Source organism: Pseudomonas mosselii (genome assembly GCF_005796105.1).
Lineage (GTDB): Bacteria > Pseudomonadota > Gammaproteobacteria > Pseudomonadales > Pseudomonadaceae > Aquipseudomonas > Aquipseudomonas mosselii_C.
In genome coordinates, this window is record NZ_VAUO01000002.1 from 192,164 (window position 1) to 209,883 (window position 17,720).

19 protein-coding genes are annotated in these 17,720 nt (G+C 63.7%); 7 read left to right on the plus strand and 12 right to left on the minus strand.

The features are described 5' to 3' along the window. Positions 1 to 118: 118 nt before the first annotated feature. Complete coding sequence (locus tag FEM01_RS05800) at positions 119 to 979, plus strand: DUF6279 family lipoprotein (protein WP_138218342.1); 861 nt, start codon at positions 119 to 121, stop codon at positions 977 to 979. A 72-nt stretch (positions 980 to 1,051) separates the two neighbouring features. Here the strand turns inward: FEM01_RS05800 and aceK are convergent, their stop codons facing one another. Then, positions 1,052 to 2,767, minus strand: a complete 1,716-nt coding sequence (aceK, locus tag FEM01_RS05805) for a bifunctional isocitrate dehydrogenase kinase/phosphatase (RefSeq protein ID WP_138218343.1) — start codon at positions 2,765 to 2,767, stop codon at positions 1,052 to 1,054. A gap of 153 nt (positions 2,768 to 2,920) precedes the next feature. Here aceK and FEM01_RS05810 point away from each other — a divergent pair, with 153 nt between their 5' ends. After that, positions 2,921 to 3,796, plus strand: coding sequence for a DMT family transporter (locus FEM01_RS05810; RefSeq protein WP_138218344.1), 876 nt, complete (start codon positions 2,921 to 2,923; stop codon positions 3,794 to 3,796). 142 nt (positions 3,797 to 3,938) lie between these two features. Here FEM01_RS05810 and FEM01_RS05815 read toward each other — a convergent pair whose 3' ends face one another. The 4 genes from FEM01_RS05815 to cysK form a co-directional block, all read right to left on the minus strand. After that, positions 3,939 to 4,820 carry a DMT family transporter gene (locus tag FEM01_RS05815; protein ID WP_138218345.1) on the minus strand — a complete coding sequence of 294 codons (882 nt, stop codon included), beginning with the start codon at positions 4,818 to 4,820 and terminating at the stop codon, positions 3,939 to 3,941. 100 nt (positions 4,821 to 4,920) lie between these two features. Continuing rightward, positions 4,921 to 5,082: a hypothetical protein gene (locus FEM01_RS24145; RefSeq protein WP_171030914.1), complete on the minus strand. Its 162-nt coding sequence runs from the start codon at positions 5,080 to 5,082 to the stop codon at positions 4,921 to 4,923. 129 nt (positions 5,083 to 5,211) lie between these two features. Further along, positions 5,212 to 6,147, minus strand: a complete 936-nt coding sequence (locus tag FEM01_RS05820) for an aspartyl/asparaginyl beta-hydroxylase domain-containing protein (RefSeq protein WP_138218346.1) — start codon at positions 6,145 to 6,147, stop codon at positions 5,212 to 5,214. A gap of 153 nt (positions 6,148 to 6,300) precedes the next feature. Further along, on the minus strand, positions 6,301 to 7,275 hold the full coding sequence (gene cysK / locus FEM01_RS05825) for a cysteine synthase A (RefSeq protein WP_138218347.1): 975 nt from the start codon (positions 7,273 to 7,275) through the stop codon (positions 6,301 to 6,303). Positions 7,276 to 7,578: 303 nt separating this feature from the next. On the opposite strand from cysK, the gene FEM01_RS05830 reads away from it, so the two are divergent. Then, a complete protein-coding gene (locus FEM01_RS05830; RefSeq protein WP_138218348.1) occupies positions 7,579 to 8,424 on the plus strand; it encodes an AAA family ATPase in 846 nt (281 codons plus the stop codon). A 13-nt stretch (positions 8,425 to 8,437) separates the two neighbouring features. Next, complete coding sequence (locus FEM01_RS05835) at positions 8,438 to 9,616, plus strand: vWA domain-containing protein (RefSeq protein WP_138218349.1); 1,179 nt, start codon at positions 8,438 to 8,440, stop codon at positions 9,614 to 9,616. 59 nt (positions 9,617 to 9,675) lie between these two features. On the opposite strand, the gene FEM01_RS05840 is transcribed toward FEM01_RS05835, so the two are convergent. The 6 genes from FEM01_RS05840 to FEM01_RS05865 form a co-directional block, all read right to left on the minus strand. Further along, on the minus strand, positions 9,676 to 10,593 hold the full coding sequence (locus FEM01_RS05840) for a biotin-dependent carboxyltransferase family protein (RefSeq protein ID WP_138218350.1): 918 nt from the start codon (positions 10,591 to 10,593) through the stop codon (positions 9,676 to 9,678). Beyond that, a complete protein-coding gene (pxpB, locus tag FEM01_RS05845) occupies positions 10,590 to 11,276 on the minus strand; it encodes a 5-oxoprolinase subunit PxpB (protein WP_138218351.1) in 687 nt (228 codons plus the stop codon). Before pxpB ends, FEM01_RS05840 begins: the two co-directional genes overlap by 4 nt. Then, positions 11,273 to 12,052 carry a 5-oxoprolinase subunit PxpA gene (locus tag FEM01_RS05850; RefSeq protein ID WP_138218352.1) on the minus strand — a complete coding sequence of 260 codons (780 nt, stop codon included), beginning with the start codon at positions 12,050 to 12,052 and terminating at the stop codon, positions 11,273 to 11,275. Before FEM01_RS05850 ends, pxpB begins: the two co-directional genes overlap by 4 nt. 204 nt (positions 12,053 to 12,256) lie before the next feature. Continuing rightward, a complete protein-coding gene (locus FEM01_RS05855; RefSeq protein WP_138218353.1) occupies positions 12,257 to 12,778 on the minus strand; it encodes a DUF2937 family protein in 522 nt (173 codons plus the stop codon). Then, the gene (locus FEM01_RS05860) at positions 12,779 to 13,561 is read right to left on the minus strand and encodes a class II glutamine amidotransferase (protein ID WP_138218354.1); all 783 of its coding nucleotides are present in this window, start codon (positions 13,559 to 13,561) and stop codon (positions 12,779 to 12,781) included. 14 nt (positions 13,562 to 13,575) lie between these two features. After that, positions 13,576 to 14,085 carry an MFS transporter gene (locus tag FEM01_RS05865; RefSeq protein ID WP_138218355.1) on the minus strand — a complete coding sequence of 170 codons (510 nt, stop codon included), beginning with the start codon at positions 14,083 to 14,085 and terminating at the stop codon, positions 13,576 to 13,578. A gap of 148 nt (positions 14,086 to 14,233) precedes the next feature. Here FEM01_RS05865 and FEM01_RS05870 point away from each other — a divergent pair, with 148 nt between their 5' ends. Further along, entirely contained in the window at positions 14,234 to 16,270 is a 2,037-nt protein-coding gene (locus FEM01_RS05870) for a S9 family peptidase (protein ID WP_138218356.1), read from the plus strand. 96 nt (positions 16,271 to 16,366) lie between these two features. Then, positions 16,367 to 16,831, plus strand: coding sequence for a cyclic nucleotide-binding domain-containing protein (locus tag FEM01_RS05875; RefSeq protein ID WP_138218357.1), 465 nt, complete (start codon positions 16,367 to 16,369; stop codon positions 16,829 to 16,831). On the opposite strand, the gene FEM01_RS05880 is transcribed toward FEM01_RS05875, so the two are convergent. After that, a complete protein-coding gene (locus FEM01_RS05880; protein ID WP_138218358.1) occupies positions 16,828 to 17,106 on the minus strand; it encodes a hypothetical protein in 279 nt (92 codons plus the stop codon). The genes FEM01_RS05875 and FEM01_RS05880 overlap by 4 nt on opposite strands. Positions 17,107 to 17,231: 125 nt before the next feature. Between FEM01_RS05880 and FEM01_RS05885 the strand changes: the two genes are divergently transcribed. Further along, on the plus strand, positions 17,232 to 17,594 hold the full coding sequence (locus tag FEM01_RS05885) for a YajD family HNH nuclease (RefSeq protein WP_138218359.1): 363 nt from the start codon (positions 17,232 to 17,234) through the stop codon (positions 17,592 to 17,594). The last annotated feature ends 126 nt before the right edge of the window (positions 17,595 to 17,720 follow it).

Consider the following 17,720-nt stretch of genomic DNA (forward strand, 5'->3'; position numbering starts at 1 on the left):
CAAGACAAGGCGACTATTCTAACACCTGACCCGTCCGCCCGCCCGCGCGCACATCCGCCGGAACCGCCGCGCGCCCTTTGCATCTACCGCCTGGTCTGCCGTTGCAAGGATCTGCACCATGCCATTACGCCTGATAAAGCCCGTGTTGCTGTTGATTGCCCTGGCCCTGTCGCTCATGGCCTGCAGCCGCATCGACCTGGCCTACCGCAACCTCGACCGTCTGGTGCCCTGGTCACTGGGCGACTACCTGGACATGAACCGCGAACAGAAAAACCTGCTGGACCAACGGCTCAAGGAACACCTGGCCTGGCACTGCAAGACACAGCTGCCCGGTTACCTCGACTGGCTCGACGGTGTGCGCCAGATGGTGGCCGACGATGCGGTGACCGATGACGCCCTGCGTCAACGTACCGCGCAAATACGCCAGGCGATTGACCGAGTCGCCGCCGAGATCACCCCTTCGGCCACTGTGTTGCTGCGTGACATGAGCGACGACCAGGTGGCCGAGATGCGCCAGGCATTTCGCGACGATATCGCCAAGCGGCAGAAGGAATACGTCGATACGCCCCTGCCCCGACAGATCGAAGCGCGCGCCACACGCATGCAGAAGCGCCTGACGCCGTGGCTGGGCAAGCTCAATGCCGAACAGCGCCTGCGCGTCGAGCGTTGGTCCGAGGCCTTGGGCGACCAGAACCGCGCATGGATCGCCAACCGTGCCCACTGGCAGCAGCAACTGCTGCTGGTGATGGAGCAGCGCACCACGCCCAGCTTCGAGCCACGCCTGGCGCAATTGCTGCAACGCCGTGAAAGCCTGTGGACAGCGGAGTACCGCAAGGCCTTCCAGCACACCGAGCAGCAGGCACGCAGCCTGCTGGTGGATCTGATGAAACAGAGCAGCCCCGAGCAGCGGCAGTTCCTGCAACAGCGGCTGGACAAGGTGCGGGCGGATTTTAGTGAGCTTAAGTGCCTGAAAGGCTGAACCGCTCGACGAGCACACGCGGCTAAAGCCCGGTAGATTGCACGCCCTGCGCCAGCGCAGACGGGCGTCTAATCAGCGTACCTTGCGCCGGTATGGAAACACGTCAATCACCTTGCCTTGCAGGATTGCCGCCTGCACACCCTGCCAGTATCCGGCGTCATACAACTCGCCATGCAGCCGGCTGAACAGGCGCCGCTGCGTGATATCAGCGAACAGAAACGGCGGAAATTCCTCAGGGAACACATCATGCGGCCCAATCGAATACCACGGCTCGCCGGACAGCTCGTCCTCCGGGTAACGCGGCGGTGGAATCCGACGGAAGTTCACCTCGGTCAGCAAGCAGATCTCGTCATAGTCGTAGAACACCACTCGGCCGTGGCGGGTGACGCCAAAATTCTTGAGCAGCATGTCGCCTGGGAAGATGTTCGCCGCCGCTAGCTGCTTGATTGCCAGGCCGTAGTCTTCCAGCACTTCAAGCACCTGCGCTGGGCTGGCCTGTTCCAGGTACAGGTTGAGCGGGGTCATGCGCCGTTCGGTCCAGCAATGGCGGATCAGCACCGTGTCGCCTTCACATACCACCGTGGACGGCGCCAGCTCCAGCAACTCGGCCAGGCAGTCGGGCTCAAACTTGGCCACTGGGAAGCGAAAATCGGCGAACTCCTGGGTATCGGCCATCCTCCCGACGCGATCGACACTCTTCACCAGGCGGTATTTATCGATCACCGTGGCACGATCCACGGTTTTCGAGGGCGAGAAACGGTCCTTGATGATCTTGAACACGGTGTTGAAGCCCGGCAGCGTGAACACGCTCATGACCATGCCGCGCACCCCCGGAGCCATGATGAAACGGTCGTCGCTGTTGGCCAGGTGATTGATCAATGCGCGGTAGAACTCCGACTTGCCGTGCTTGTAGAAGCCGATCGAGGTGTACAGCTCGGCAATGTGCTTGCCTGGCAGGATGCGCTTGAGGAAATTAACAAACTCGGCTGGCACCGACACATCGACCATGAAGTAGGAACGGGTGAACGAGAAGATGATCGACACCTGCGCTTCGTCGGTGATCAGCGCATCGGCCTCGAGCCCCTGGCCCTCGCGGTGCAACAGCGGGATCACCAGCGGCCACTGTTCGTCGCGGTTGTGCAAGCGGCCCACTAGGTACGCCCCCTTGTTGCGGTAAAGCACCGGGGTGAACAGCTCCAGCACCAGCGAGGGATCCTTGCTGACCCAATCGGGCAGGCACTCGCGCAACTGCTCTTGCAGCCGCTCCAGGTCGCCTTCCAGGTTGGCGAACGGCACCTCGAATGCGTAATCGGCAAAGACCGTGCGCAGCAGCCCTTTGAGACCGCCATCGGGGCGGTAGGTACGGATCTGCGCGGCGCGCTCGTGACTGCGCATCGATGGCCGGGTGGTGTGGATGAACATGCAGCCATCGCTGATCTGATCATGGCTGAACAGGCTGCAGAACAGCGAGTTGTACCACGTCTCGGACAACTCATCGTCCAGACGCGGGTCGATCAGGCGGATGTACGCGCTCTTGACCAGCGGCCACTGCTCCACCTCCAGCAGCAATTGCGCCGCGAAGCGCTTGCGCAGCCAGCCGTTGACCTCGGCGACTTTCTCTTCGTACAGGTTGATGCGCGCGGCCGCCGCGTGCTGGATGTCCTGCCAGCGCGCCTGCTCGAAGCGCTCGCGGGCGCCGAGGGTAATGCGCCGGAAGTGCTCGCGGTAGTCGTCGAACCCCTCGAGGATCGTCCGGGCGATGTCGGTGGCGGGCCAGGGTTGGGACATGGCAGGGCCTCGGTAAGGGTGGAGTGAAAGAGCTTAGCCGCCTGCATCTGTTTCGCCGCCCGAATCGCCCCGACAGTGCCGCAAGAAAGCACAAGAATCTGCGCCCCTGCCTGGCGTACACTCGCGCCCCTGCCCTATCGCCGGAGCCCCCCCGTGAGTCCCATCGCCCTTGCCCGCCTGCTGACCCTTGCCGCTGTCTGGGGGGCGAGCTTTCTGTTCATGCGTATCATCGCCCCGGAGCTTGGCAGCGTACCGACGGCGTTCTTGCGGGTGTCGATCGCCTGCCTGGGGCTGATTGCGATCCTGGGTACAGCCAAGGTGCGCTGGGACTTCCAAGGCAAGCTCGGCGCCTGCCTGGTGCTGGGCATGATCAACTCAGGGATCCCGGCGACCTTCTACTCGGTAGCCGCCCAGGTACTGCCGGCTGGCTATTCGGCGATCTTCAACGCCACCACGCCGTTGATGGGCGTGCTGATCGGCGCACTGTGCTTCCGCGAAGCCATGACCCTGCCCAAGCTGTGCGGCATTTTCCTCGGTTTGTTCGGCGTTGGCATACTCAGCGGCGCCGGGCCTGTGGCGCTGGACCTAGCCCTGCTGCAAGGCGCCCTGGCTTGCCTCGCGGCAACCACCTGCTACGGCTTTGCCGGTTTTCTCGCGCGCCGCTGGATCAGCGGCCTGGACAGCCGCCTGTCGGCCCTGGGCAGCATGCTCGGCGCGACCTTGATGCTGACGCCGTTGTTCGCCTGGAGCGCACTGACCCAGCCACCTGCCAGCTGGGGCGGCTGGCAGGTGTGGCTGTCGCTGCTGGGTTTGGGGCTGCTGTGCACGGCGTTCGCCTACATCCTGTACTTCCGCCTGCTGGCCGAGATCGGGCCGGTCAAGGCCAGTACCGTGACCTTCCTGATCCCGGTGTTCGGGGTGTTGTGGGGGGCGTGGTTGCTGGATGAACCGCTGTCGATGGCGCATCTGTATGGCGGTGTGCTGATTGGCGCAGCGCTGTGGCTGGTGCTCAAACCTGCCAGGCAATGACAACAACGGCGCGGACCGTGTATGAGCGGCCTTGCGCCGCGAACGGGCCGCAAAGCGGCCCCCGACGATCTATGCAGGATGCCAAGATCCTGGGGCTACTGCGCAGCCCTTTCCTGCCTGTCCGGCGCCCCGGCCAGACCGCTCAGGCCTCGGCGGCACGCAGCGCCGGCTTGCGGAACACGAACAACAACCCCACTACGATCAAGCCCATACCCAGCAAGCTCAGCGGCGCCAGGCGGTTACCGAAGATCATGAAGTCCATCACCGCAGTCACCGCTGGTACCAGGTAGAACAGGCTGGTGACATTCACCAGGTTGCCCCGCGCGATCAGCCGGTACAGCAGCAGGTTCGCCAGCAGCGACACCACCAGCCCCATCCACAGTAACGCTCCGAAGAAGCCAGCGCTCCACTGCACGTGCAGCGGTTGCATCGGCGCGAACAGCACACACAGGGCAAACCCGGCGACGTATTGCAGAGGCAGCGTGCCCATGGGGTTGTCGGTAATGCGTTTTTGCAAGATCGAGCCACCGGTCATGCTGGCCAGCGCCAGCAGGGCGAACAGCATGCCGGCCAGCGACACACCGCCCAGGTTGATGCCCTGATAGACCACCATCACCAGACCGCCCAGCCCGAGAGCCAGTCCGAACAGCCGGCTCCAGGAACGCTGGCGTTCCATCAGCACTACCGTGAGGATCGGTTGCACCCCCATGACCGTGGCCATGATGCCAGGGGTCACGTGGGTGTTCAGCGCCAGCAGGTAGAAGATCTGGTAGGCGCCAAGCAGCACGCAACCGGTGCCCAGCGCGCGCAGAATCGCGCCGCGTCCACGCGGCCAGCGCAGCCCCAGCAACGGGCCGATCAGCAGCAGGCCGGTGAGCGCCAGTGCCGAGCGCAGCAGCAGGAACGCGAACGGGCTGGCCTGCGCCAGGCCAAGCTTGGAGACGATCGCCCCGCTGCTCCACAGCAGGACGAACAGGCTGGTAGTGGCCGCCGCGGCCACGGATGCTTTGTTGAAGACAGACATGTATGCCACCTGTATGGGCAAGAAAAGCCGCACGGCGCAGCTATCGCGTTAGCGAAGGGATAGCCGACCGTATTTCAGTAGGTTGCAGGTGCGCAGGGACTCAGCCCAGCACGACCACGCAAAGAGACGGAGCTACGCCGCCTACGACGCCACTGACAGGTGGGGGGTATTGACCATTGAACGCGGCCTGCTGGCTGCCATGCACGCGCATGCCCGCGACGAACGCGGAGGCAAAAGCGGTACTGGAAGGGATGGCTGGCATGGACACGGTTCTTTGGGAAGAATTGAGAGCTTCGGACTATAACGGCGAATCGAGGGCTGAACAAGCTCTGAAAGGTCAGCTGCCTGTCAGGGCTTGCCCGCGAATAGGCCCTGACAGGCTAAAACTGATTCAGAACAACCAGCGATACAACGCGTAAGCCACCAGCACCGCCAGCACCGGCCGCAACACGCGGTAGGCCTTGGGGTTAGCACGCTTGAAGGTCTTCACCCGCGAGCTGATCACATTGCTGAAGCGCTTGCTCCAGGCATACGCCTGGTTGATCCCACCCACGCGCTCGTCGTCGGTGTTCTGCGGCGCGGTGGCACGCCCGAGGAAGGCGCTGACCTTGCGGTTGATGCGGGTCATCAGCGGGCTGTTGAGCGGACGCTCGACGTCGCAGAACAGGATCACCCGGGTGACGTCGGTTTCGTTCTTGACCCAGTGCACGAAGGTTTCGTCGAACATCACGTCCTCACCGTCACGCCAGGCGTAGGGCTGGCCGTCGACGTAGATGCGGCAGGCGTCGGAGTTCGGCGTGGCCAGGCCCAGGTGGTAACGCAGGGAGCCGGCGAACGGATCGCGGTGCGGGTTCAGGTGGCTGCCGCCAGGCAGCAGGGCGAACATCGCACCCTTGACGTTGGGGATACCGCTGAGCAGCTCCACGGTCTTGGGGCACAGGGCTTCGGCCGAGGGCAACGGCTTGTCGTACCACTTGAGGTAGAAGCGTTTCCAGCCTTTCTTGAAGAACGAGCCGAAACCGGCGTCGTTGTCTTTTTCGGCGGCGCGAATGTAGCCCTCGTCGAACAAGCGCATGGCTTCTTCACGGATGGTTTGCCAGTTGTGCTTGAGCACGTCCAGCTCGGGGAAGCGCTCGCGGTCCAGGTAAGGCTTGGACGGCACGCCGGAGAACAGGTACATCAGGGCGTTGTAGGGGGCGAACAGCGCCGAATGGTTGACGAACTGGCGCAGCACCGGCAGGCGCGCCTTGCCGCGCAGGTGAACGAACAGCACGCTGGAGATGAACACCAGCAGGACACCCGCCTTGGCGACGAAGGAAAAGGTCATGCAACACTCCTTGGAGGGGAAATCAGGCCATCCCCAGATAGCCGGACATGATAACCCCCTCCGGGGGCGCTGCAAGCTTCTAGCTGCAAGCGGCAAGCTGATCTACGTCAATGCAGGCCATGATCGTGCGGCTTGAAGCTTGCAACTTGCCGCTTACTGCTGGTTTTCCTGCTCGCTGAACAGGTCGCTGAACAGCATGCTCGACAGGTAGCGTTCGCCGGAGTCCGGCAGAATCACCACCAGGGTCTTGCCCTGCATTTCCGGCTTCTCGGCCAGTCGCACCGCAGCCGCCATCGCCGCGCCACAGGAGATACCGCAGAGTATGCCCTCCTCCTGCATCAGGCGGATGGCCATGGCCTTGGCTTCATCGTCGGTCACTGTCTCGACCTGGTCGACGATCGACAGGTCGAGGTTCTTCGGCACGAAGCCTGCGCCGATGCCCTGGATCTTGTGCGGGCTGGGCTTGAGTTCCTCGCCGGCCAGGGTCTGGCTGATCAGTGGCGAACTCGTCGGCTCCACCGCCACCGAGAGGATCGACTTGCCCTGGGTGTGCTTGATGTAGCGCGACACCCCGGTGATGGTGCCGCCAGTGCCCACGCCAGCGACCAGTACGTCCACCGCGCCGTCGGTGTCGTTCCAGATTTCCGGGCCGGTGGTCTTTTCGTGAATCGCCGGGTTGGCCGGGTTCTCGAACTGGCCGGGCAGGAAGTACAAGGCAGGGTCGGATGCGACGATCTCGTTGGCTTTCTCGATGGCCCCCTTCATGCCCTTGGCCGGATCGGTCAAAACCAGTTCCGCGCCCAGGGCCTTGAGCACCTTGCGCCGTTCCAGGCTCATCGAGGCCGGCATGGTCAGCATCAGCTTGTAGCCACGCGCCGCAGCGACGAAGGCCAGGCCAATGCCGGTGTTGCCCGAAGTAGGCTCGACGATGGTCATGCCCGGCTTGAGCTTGCCGCTGCCTTCGGCGTCCCAGACCATGTTCGCGCCGATCCGGCATTTCACCGAATAGCCCGGGTTGCGCCCTTCGATCTTGGCCAGAATGGTCACCCCGCGCGGGGCGATACGGTTGATCTGCACCAATGGCGTGTTGCCGATGGAGTGGGCGTTGTCTGCGTAGATACGGCTCATGGCAGGGTCCTTGAAAAGTCGGATGATGCTGCTTAAAAGCGCAGGGTAAGCCCATGGCCTAGGTGCGTAAAGCCCGTTCGAACTCGACCGGGCCGGCGACGGTCAAGCGCTCACCTGATGCTGAAGAGCCGCTGATGAAAGCCCGATACCGCAAAGCCAAGTGAGCGGCGAGGGCCGAGTGACGCACCATTCAGGGACTGAATACCCGGTCTGCGTTTTCAGCGCGCAGGGCCGGGGTTATAGTCGCTGAATACTCGTAAACCTTCCTGGCCCCGCAATGAGGCCTTCCAGAGGACCCGCTTCATGAAGTTCGAAGGCACCCGCGACTACGTCGCCACAGACGACCTGAAACTGGCGGTCAACGCGGCCATCACCCTGGAGCGCCCGCTGCTGGTCAAGGGTGAACCGGGCACCGGCAAGACCATGCTTGCCGAGCAACTGGCCGCCTCCTTCGGCGCACGCCTGATCACCTGGCATATCAAGTCCACCACCAAAGCCCACCAGGGCCTGTACGAGTACGACGCGGTCAGCCGCCTGCGCGACTCGCAACTGGGTGTGGACAAGGTCCATGACGTGCGCAACTACCTGAAAAAAGGCAAGTTGTGGGAAGCCTTCGAGGCCGACGAGCGAGTCATTCTGCTGATCGACGAAATCGACAAGGCCGACATCGAGTTCCCCAACGACCTGTTGCAAGAACTCGACAAGATGGAGTTCTACGTCTACGAAATCGACGAGACCATCAAGGCCAAGCAGCGCCCGATCATCATCATCACCTCCAACAACGAAAAGGAGCTGCCCGACGCCTTCCTGCGCCGCTGCTTCTTCCACTACATCGCCTTCCCCGACCGCGACACCCTGCAGCGCATCGTCGACGTACACTACCCGAACATCAGCCAGTCGCTGGTCAGCGAAGCGCTGGACGTGTTCTTCGACGTGCGCAAGGTGCCGGGCCTGAAGAAAAAACCCTCCACCTCCGAGCTGGTCGACTGGCTCAAGCTGCTGATGGCCGACCACATCGGTGAAGCGGTGCTGCGCGAGCGCGATCCGACCAAGGCCATCCCGCCGCTGGCCGGCGCCCTGGTCAAGAACGAGCAAGATGTGCAACTGCTCGAGCGCCTGGCCTTCATGAGCCGGCGCGGCAACCGCTGACAGGAGCCGGGCCATGCTGCTCAACCTGTTCAATGAAATGCGTGCAGCCAAGGTGCCGGTATCGGTGCGCGAGCTGCTTGATTTGCATCATGCCCTGGAAAAGCGCGTGGTGTTCGCCGACATGGACGAGTTCTACTACCTCGCCCGCGCAATCCTGGTCAAAGACGAGCGCCACTTCGACAAGTTCGACCGAGCCTTCGCCGCCTACTTCAAGGGTTTGGAAAACCTCGACCGGCATATCGAGGCACTGATCCCGGAAGACTGGCTGCGCAAGGAGTTCGAACGTTCGCTCAGCGACGAGGAGCGCGCGCAGATCCAGTCACTGGGCGGCCTGGACAAGCTGATCGAGGCGTTCAAGCAACGCCTGGAAGAACAGAAGGAACGCCATGCCGGCGGCAACAAGTGGATCGGCACCGGCGGCACCAGCCCGTTCGGCTCTGGGGGCTTTAACCCTGAGGGCATCCGCGTCGGCGAGGCCGGCAAACGCCAGGGCAAGGCGGTCAAGGTATGGGACCAGCGCGAGTATAAGAACCTCGACGATCAGGTCGAACTGGGCACGCGCAACATCAAGCTGGCCCTGCGCCGCCTGCGCAAGTTCGCCCGCGAGGGCGCCGCCGAGGAGTTGGACATCGACGGCACGATCGACCACACCGCGCGTGACGCGGGCCTGTTGAACATCCAGATGCGCCCCGAGCGGCGCAACACGGTGAAGCTGCTGTTGCTGTTCGACATCGGTGGTTCGATGGATGCCCACGTGAAGGTGTGCGAAGAGCTGTTCTCGGCCTGCAAGACCGAGTTCAAGCACCTGGAGTACTACTACTTCCACAACTTCATCTATGAGTCAGTGTGGAAGAACAACCTGCGGCGCACCTCTGAACGCTTCGCGACCTTCGACCTGCTGCACAAGTACGGCGACGACTACAAGGTCGTGTTCGTTGGTGACGCGGCCATGGCGCCGTATGAAATCACCCAGCCCGGTGGCAGCGTCGAGCATTGGAACGAAGAGGCAGGCTACGTGTGGATGCAGCGCTTCATGGAGAAATTCAAGCGCATCATCTGGATCAACCCCTACCCCAGGCAAACCTGGGACTACACCGCCTCGACCCATCTGGTACGCGATTTGATCGAGGACAAGATGTTCCCGCTGACCTTGCAAGGGTTGGAAGACGGCATGCGCTACCTGTCCAAGTGACGCAGCCTGTGCTGGCCCATTCTGTGGGAGCGGGTTTACCCGCGAATAGGCCAGCCACCTTACGACCAACGTTCCAGGTAAGCCTGCTGCTCGCGCCACGCCTCGTCCTGCACCACCGCCCTGAACCGCACCACCGCACCTGGCATGCACTGCGCCAACTGTGCCAACGCCAACGGCGTCAAAGCCCCCAATCGCGGATACCCGCCAATAGTCTGCCGGTCATTGAGCAGCACGATCGGCTGCCCATCCGGCGGCACCTGCACGGCCCCCAGCGGGATGCCTTCGGAGATCATCGGTGCGCCCTGGTACACCAGTTGCGGGCCCAGTAGACGAATGCCCATGCGATCGGCGCGACTGTCCAGTGTCCAGCCACGATTGAACGCCTCGAACAGGCTGGTCCCGCTGAAGTCACCGATCTGTGCGCCCATCACCAAGTCGAGTACCGGCTTGGCCACATGGCACGGGCACAGGGCCGCCGGTACTTCGCGCAAGGCCGGCGAATCACCGGCAAAGGAAAGCACCTGCCCCTTAGCTAACGCTGCCCCTCGCCCATCGATCCCGCCCAGTTCCTCGCGCACGACCGTGGCACAGCTGCCCAACACAGCGTCACCAAGAAACCCGCCCGGGGCGGCCAGATACGCCCGTACACCCTGCTTCGGCTGTTTCAGGATCAAGCGCTGCCCTTTAGCCAAACGCACGCTACGCCATGGCAGCACTGGCTGATCATCCACCCGTGCATCCAGGTCTGCCCCGGCCAGCGCCAGCACGCAATCCTGCTCGGCCACCAGCGCAAAACCACCCAGCGCCACCTCTACCAGCGGCGCCCCCAGTGGGTTGCCCAGCAACCAGTTGGCCCAATACATCGCCACCCAATCCAGCGCGCCGCCCTGTGTCACGCCCAGATGACGCACACCAACGCGCCCGGCATCCTGCAACTGGCACAAGGCGGTACTGGCCTCGATCCTCAAGCGCTTCACCCTTGCGCCTCCACATCGCCGCCCAAGGCCAGAAATTCCTCCCGCGATACCGCCACGAAACGCACCCGGTCCCCTGGCTGTAGCAGGCTGTAGCCTTCACGTTCGCGGTCGAACAGGCGTACCGGGGTGCGCCCGATCAGGTTCCAGCCTCCCGGCGACACTGCCGGATAAGCCGCCGTCTGGCGTTCGGCGATACCGACGCTGCCAGCCGCCACACGCTTGCGCGGGGTGTTCAGGCGCGGGCTGGCCAGGCGTTCGTCGACCAGCCCCATGAAGCCGAAACCGGGTGCGAAACCCAGGGCGAACACCGGGTATTCACGTTCACAGTGCAAGCGGATCACCTCGGCTTCACTCAGCCCGCTGCGCGCTGCCAGCACGGGCAGTTCCGGGCCGACGCTGGCGTGGTACCACACCGGGATATCATGACGCCGACCTGCACTGCCGGTGTCTGGCTGCAACCCGTCCAGTGCCTGGGTGATCAGCGCCCGCGCCTGAGCCGGTGGCAGATCGAACTGCACCATCAGCGTGGTATAGGACGGCACCAGGTCGAGCAAGTGCGCGCCGAACGCCGCGCTAAGGCGCTGACTGGCGGCAAGGATCCACGGCATGTTGGCTTCGTCGATACGGTCGAACAAGCGCACCATCAGGCTGTCGATGGCCACGACTTCGATACGCAGCTTCATCGCGCCTCCAGCGCATCGAGGGCCTGGCGAATCTGGCGCACGGCGGCCACGGAGCTGTCGTTGTCGCCGTGCACACAGAGGGTTGCGGCGTTCAGCAGCAGTGCACTGCCATCATCGGCCACCAGCGCTTGGCCACGGGCCAGGCGCACGGCCTGCTCGACCACCCGCGCCGGGTCGTGGTGCACGGCCCCTGGCAGACGCCGCGAGACCAAGTGGCCACTGGCGGTGTAGGCGCGGTCGGCGAACGCTTCGAACCACAGCGGCACGCCGATCTCGTCACCCAATGCCTGGGCGGCGCTATCGTCGGCGGTGGCCATCAGCATCAGCGGCAGATCGCTGCCATAGGCCGCCACGGCTTCGAGCACCGCACGCAGCTTGAGCGGATCGGCCATCATGTCGTTGTACAGCGCGCCATGCGGCTTGATGTAGCTCACCTTGGCGCCAAGTACCTTGCAGATGCCATCCAGGGCGCCGATCTGGTAGTGCAGCAGGTCGCGGATCTCCTCGACGCTGCAAGCCATGGAGCGGCGACCAAAGCCAACCAGATCCGGGTAGGCCGGGTGCGCGCCGATGCTCACCCCATGCTCAAGCGCCAGTGCCACGGTGCTGCGCATGCTGCCAGGGTCGCCGGCGTGGTAGCCGCAGGCGATGTTGGCGCAGTCGATGTACGGCATCACCTCGGCATCCAGGCCCATGCGCCAGTTGCCGAAACTTTCACCCATGTCGCAATTGAGCAGCAGGCGATTCACTTGGCGGCCTCCCATGTGCATGTTCATATGGCCTACATTAACGCGCCTGCAACTGTTTGCCGCGTGTTTGTGGAAAGCTATCAACAGTTGGGGCCGCTGCGCGACCCTTTCGCGGCGCGAGGCAGCTCCTACACGACCGTGTGATCCTCATGAATACCGGCTGTAGGATCGGCCTTGCGTCGCGAAAGGGTCGCGTAGCGGCCCCATTGGCTTAGCTGACTGGCATTGCCCTCAGCGCCAGCTTTCCTTGACCGCCTTGCGCCGTCCACCCAGGATCACCCAGCCGATCACCAGCAACAGGCTCTCGACCACGAACGCCAGCACGAACCCGGCGCCGATGCCCCAGCCGATCGCCTCGGGCACCAGCAGAACCTGGTAGCTGTAGCCCTTGAGCGTCTCTTCACGCAGCGCCGGCTCTGGCTGCACCAGCACATGCCAGGTACGGCTCAGCCACGAACCTTGCAGCGCCTGCCATTCGCGCTCGAGCAACTGGTTGCGGATCAGCAGACTCTCGATGCTGTTGGCATCGCTGTTGAACACAGGGTCATCGCTGCTGCGGTAATGCCGCACCAGAGCCTCGAGATCGCCGTTGAAAAAGCGCTGGGCAGTCTGGCGGAAGCCATCCAAGGCCTGGCGCGATTCGAGCACATGCGCCTCGACCCGCTGGCTATAGTCCTTGACCAGCCCGGGCACCTGGACACCGGCCAGCAGACCAAAGGTGAACAACAGCAACCGCAGGTAACTTCTGAACATTCAGCGTCCTTGGCTTTGTCCGTGGGCGGTGCACTCGCCGTGCCGCCACAGGGCCCATTCGCCCGGCGCGTAGCGCTGCCAGGTTTCGTTCTCGGTCAAGGCCTCGGTAGCGATCACCGTGACCACGTCGTTGGGGGTGGTTTGCGTGTGGAAGTCGACGATCAGGTCGACGTCCTTCAGCCGCGCGGCGCCGAACGGGGCGCGACGGGTGATGTGTACAAGCTTGGTGGAGCAGAAGCAGAACAGCCAGTCACCGTCGCTGAGCAGGCAGTTGAACACGCCCTGGCCACGGTACTCGTTACACGCCTCGACCAGCACGGGCAGCAGTTGCTCGATCGCAACCGGCTCCGGGAAAGCTTCGCGCACGCGGTTGAGCAGGTCGCAGAAGGCCGCTTCGCTGTCGGTGTCACCAACGGGCCGGTAAAAGGTACGCAAGCCGCTGAAATCGCCGAGCTGGCCATTGTGCGCAAAGCACCAGTTGCGCCCCCACAGCTCGCGCACGAACGGGTGGGTATTGGACAGACAGACCTTGCCGACGTTGGCCTGGCGAATATGGCCAATGACCACTTCGCTCTTGATCGGATAGCGTTGCACCAGGTTGGCCACCTCCGACTCGCTGCTCGCCGCCGGGTCCTGGAACAGGCGCAGGCCGCGCCCCTCGTAGAAACCAATGCCCCAGCCGTCGCGGTGCGGGCCGGTGCGCCCGCCGCGCTGCATCAGGCCGGTGAAGCTGAAGACGATGTCGGTGGGGACGTTGGCGCTCATGCCCAGCAATTCGCACATGTTCGCAGCTCCGTTTACAGGCGTGGCTCGACGCGGCCTTGGTCCGGGCCTGCGCGGCGCACGGCGGCAGGTGGCGGCTCATCGCGGTAGCGGTCGTTACGCTCAGCGGCCAGCGAGGTCTCGGCCATCATCTGGTCATCCTCCTGCTTCTGACGCTGGGCAGCGGCCTCGCGCTGCGCGCGGCGCTCCCTGGCGCGCCTTTCCAGCGGCCAGCGGATCAGCACGAAGACGAAGTACAAGGCGAAAGCGATCATGCCGTACATGGCAAGGTCGGAAGCGGCGCGCCAGGCGTTGTTGCCGACCTTGAACGCGAGATCCAGGGTGGTGATGGCAATGGCCGGAGCGAAGCTGTCCTTGACCGGATCGACCACGGTCGGGCTCAACAGCAACACGGCGACGATCACCCGCAATGGCTCGCGCAGCCAGCGCCACATCCAGCCGGTGAACTTGAAAGCCACCAGCAGGCAACCCAGGGCGGCAACGGCGTATAGGCCCCAGGCCAGCAGATAGTCGTGTTCGGTCATGGTGTTCGTGCAAGCCAGGCAAAGAGGCGCCTATGATAAACACTTTTACTGGCGCAGGCGCCCCCATCCTATTCAGGACCGCGCCGGCCTATTCACGGGCTTACCCGCGAAGAGGCCGGCACAGGCGACCCTAATCAAGAGATCCAGCATGCAGATCAAGCCTCCCGTCGCCCGCAAGGAACAAGCCACCGATCCCTACGCCTGGCTGCAACAACGCGACACCCCCGAAGTCCTCGACTACCTGCAACAAGAAAACGCCTATCAGGAGGCCTGCCTGGCCGAGCAGGCGCCGCTGCGCGAACAGCTGTTCGAAGAGATCAAGGGCCGCATCCTCGAAACCGACCTGTCGCTTCCATCGCCCTGGGGCCCGTACCTGTACTACACCCGCACCACCGCAGGCGACGAGTACCCGCGCCACTACCGTTGCCCACGTCCGGCAGACGACAGCAACCGCGTCGATGAGAGCCGCGAAGAACTGCTGTTGGACCCCAACGCCCTGGCGGACGGCGGCTTCCTGTCCCTGGGCGCCTTCAGCGTCAGCCCCGACCACCGCCTGCTGGCCTACAGCCTCGATATCAGTGGCGACGAGGTCTACACCCTGTACGTCAAGGACTTGGCCAGCGCAGCCCTGACCACCCTGCCCTTCGACGACTGCGATGGCAGCATGACCTGGGCCAACGACGGCCAGACGCTGTTCTTCGCCGAGCTGGACGACACCCACCGCCCCTGGCGCCTGCGCCGCCATACGCTTGGCACGGCAGGCGCCGAGTGCGTGTTCGAAGAGCCCGACGGGCGCTTCTTCCTGCACTGTTACCGCGCCAGCTCCGAGCGTCAGCTGGTGCTGCTGCTCAACAGCAAGACCACCAGCGAAGCCTGGGTGCTCGACGCCGCGACCCCACAGGCGGCCTTCACCTGCCTGGCAGCGCGGGTCGAAGGCCATGAATACTTCCCCGACCACGGCCTGCTAGACGGTCAGTGGCGCTGGTTCATTCGCAGCAATCAGCAGGGTATCAACTTCGCCCTTTACCACGCCCCGGCCGATCAGGTGCCGAGCCGTGAGCAGTGGCAGGTGCTGGTGGCGCACCGCGACGACGTGATGCTCGAAGGCCTCAGTCTGAACGCCGCAGCGCTGTCGCTGAGCCTGCGTGAAGGCGGTTTGCCGATCATCGAGGTGCATCCGCAGGGGTTGGCGGCCTACCGCGTCGAGTTGCCCGATGCGGCCTACAGCCTTTACGTTCAGGACAGCCTGGAGTTCGCCAGCGACCGCATCCGCCTGCGCTACGAGGCACTCAATCGCCCAGCCCAGGTGCGTCAGCTGGAGCTGGCCACGGGCGCCCAGCAGGTGCTCAAGCAGACCCCGGTGCTGGGCACGTTCGATGCCGACGACTATGTCAGCGAGCGGCTGTGGGCGGTGGCCAAGGACGGCACCCGCGTGCCGATCAGCCTGGTGCGCCGCCGCGCCGATCTGGGCCGCACCACGGCGCTGTACCTCTACGGCTACGGTGCCTACGGCGAAAGCCTCGACCCGTGGTTCTCCCACGCCCGCCTGAGCCTGCTGGAGCGCGGCGTGGCCTTCGCCATCGCCCACGTGCGCGGCGGTGGCGAGCTGGGCGAAGCCTGGTATCGGGCCGGCAAGCAGGCACACAAGCACAACAGTTTCGACGACTTCATCGCTTGCGCCGAGCACCTGCTCAGCGAAGGCGTTACCACCCGCGAACGCCTGGCCATCAGCGGCGGCAGTGCCGGGGGCCTGTTGATTGGCGCGGTGCTCAACCTGCGCCCGGAACTGTTCCGCTGCGCCATCGCTGAAGTACCGTTCGTCGACGTGCTCAACACCATGCTCGACCCCGACCTGCCGTTGACCGTCACTGAGTACGACGAATGGGGCAACCCTGAAGTGCCGGAGGTGTACGCCCGGATCAAGGGCTATGCACCGTACGAGAACGTCAGCGCCCAGGCCTACCCGGCCATGCTGGTGATCGCCGGCTACAACGACAGCCGGGTGCAGTACTGGGAAGCGGCCAAATGGGTGGCGCGACTACGTACCCTGAAGACCGACGACCACCTGCTTTTGCTCAAGACCGAGATGGGCGCCGGCCACGGCGGCATGAGCGGCCGCTATCAAGGGCTGCGTGACGTGGCGCTGGAATATGCGTTCGTGCTCAATGAGCTGGGGGTGGTGTAAAAAGCGTTTTTCATTGTCATAGGGTTTGCTCACCCTGAAGTGAGGTGCCGGAGCTTGTGGGAGCGGCGCCCACCTGACATCAAAGAAGAACAACACATGCCCGACGAACTGCACCTGAACGCCGAAATTCGCGACATGCTCATGGATTGCGGCCTGTTCGACAGCCTCCAGCCCGGTGACTTCGCCACCGCCGCAGGGTACTTCAGCCTTGCCAGTATCGAGCAAGGCCAGACCATCTTCCACGAAGGCGACGCCGGAACCTTCATGTGCATCTTGCAGCATGGCGTGGTCTCGGTACGCAAGACCGACAGCCACGGCGCGCAGGTGGAAATCGCCAACCTGCGCAAAGGCCGTACCTTCGGTGAAATGGCCGTGCTCGACGGCGAACGCCGCTCGGCTACCTGCGTGGCGGCGACGCCCTGCCAACTGCTGACGTTGGGCAAGGACTCGCTGGACAAGATGCTCAACGAAGCGCCCCGTATCGGCGCACGGATCATCCGGGTGCTGGCCGTGACGCTGTCCAAACGCCTGCGCATGCACGATGGCCAGCGCCTGGCCTAGTCGGCTTTTGGCGACGGTGTTTGCACCTCAGGCTGCAAGCCTGGCAATGGCTGATCCTTCGGCGGTGCCGGCAAGGGCATGGGCGGCAATAACGGAGCGCCGGCTTGGCTGTCGCCGGCCTTGGGGGGCGTGCTGGGGGTGATTTGCGGGTACGGGCTAGGCGTCGGCGTGCCGGGCGCGCCGGGAACCTGGGTCAACGGCCCGGCCTGCTGGCCACCTGCATGGGCAATCGGCACGGCGGCGAGCAGCAGCGTGGCGAGCATCGCGGGCAGCATGGCAGCCTCCTGTCGTGTGTGTCTCTACAGGCTATGCCGATCCTGCGGTTTTTGCCTGTCCGCCCAGGCCACTGGCGCGCTAGACTCAAGGTTATTACCGGCCTGACCAGAACAAAGGTATCCCCATGAGCTCCACCTCCGCCGCCACCGCCCGCCTCGACCGCATCCTTGCCGACGCCAAGCGCGACAAGGAAATGGGCTATCGCGACAAAGCGCTGAAGATGTACCCGCACGTCTGCGGCCGCTGCACCCGCGAGTTCTCCGGCAAGCGCCTGAGCGAACTGACCGTGCACCACCGCGACCACAACCACGACAACAACCCGCAGGATGGCTCCAACTGGGAGTTGCTGTGCCTGTACTGCCACGATAACGAGCACTCGCGCTATACCGATCAGCAGTACTTTTCCGACGATTCTTTAAAGACCCCCACTACCGCTAAGGCAACTCATAATCCGTTCGCTGCTCTTGCGGATTTAATGAAAAAATAGTTCAACCCATTCTGTGCAACGATAACTAAAGGGCTCACAACATAGTTCGCCCAATTCATCTACAGCGCTCACTCCGATCCGAGGTTTCAGCAACGAGCACAACCTCAGCAACCCGCTGTTGCAGCC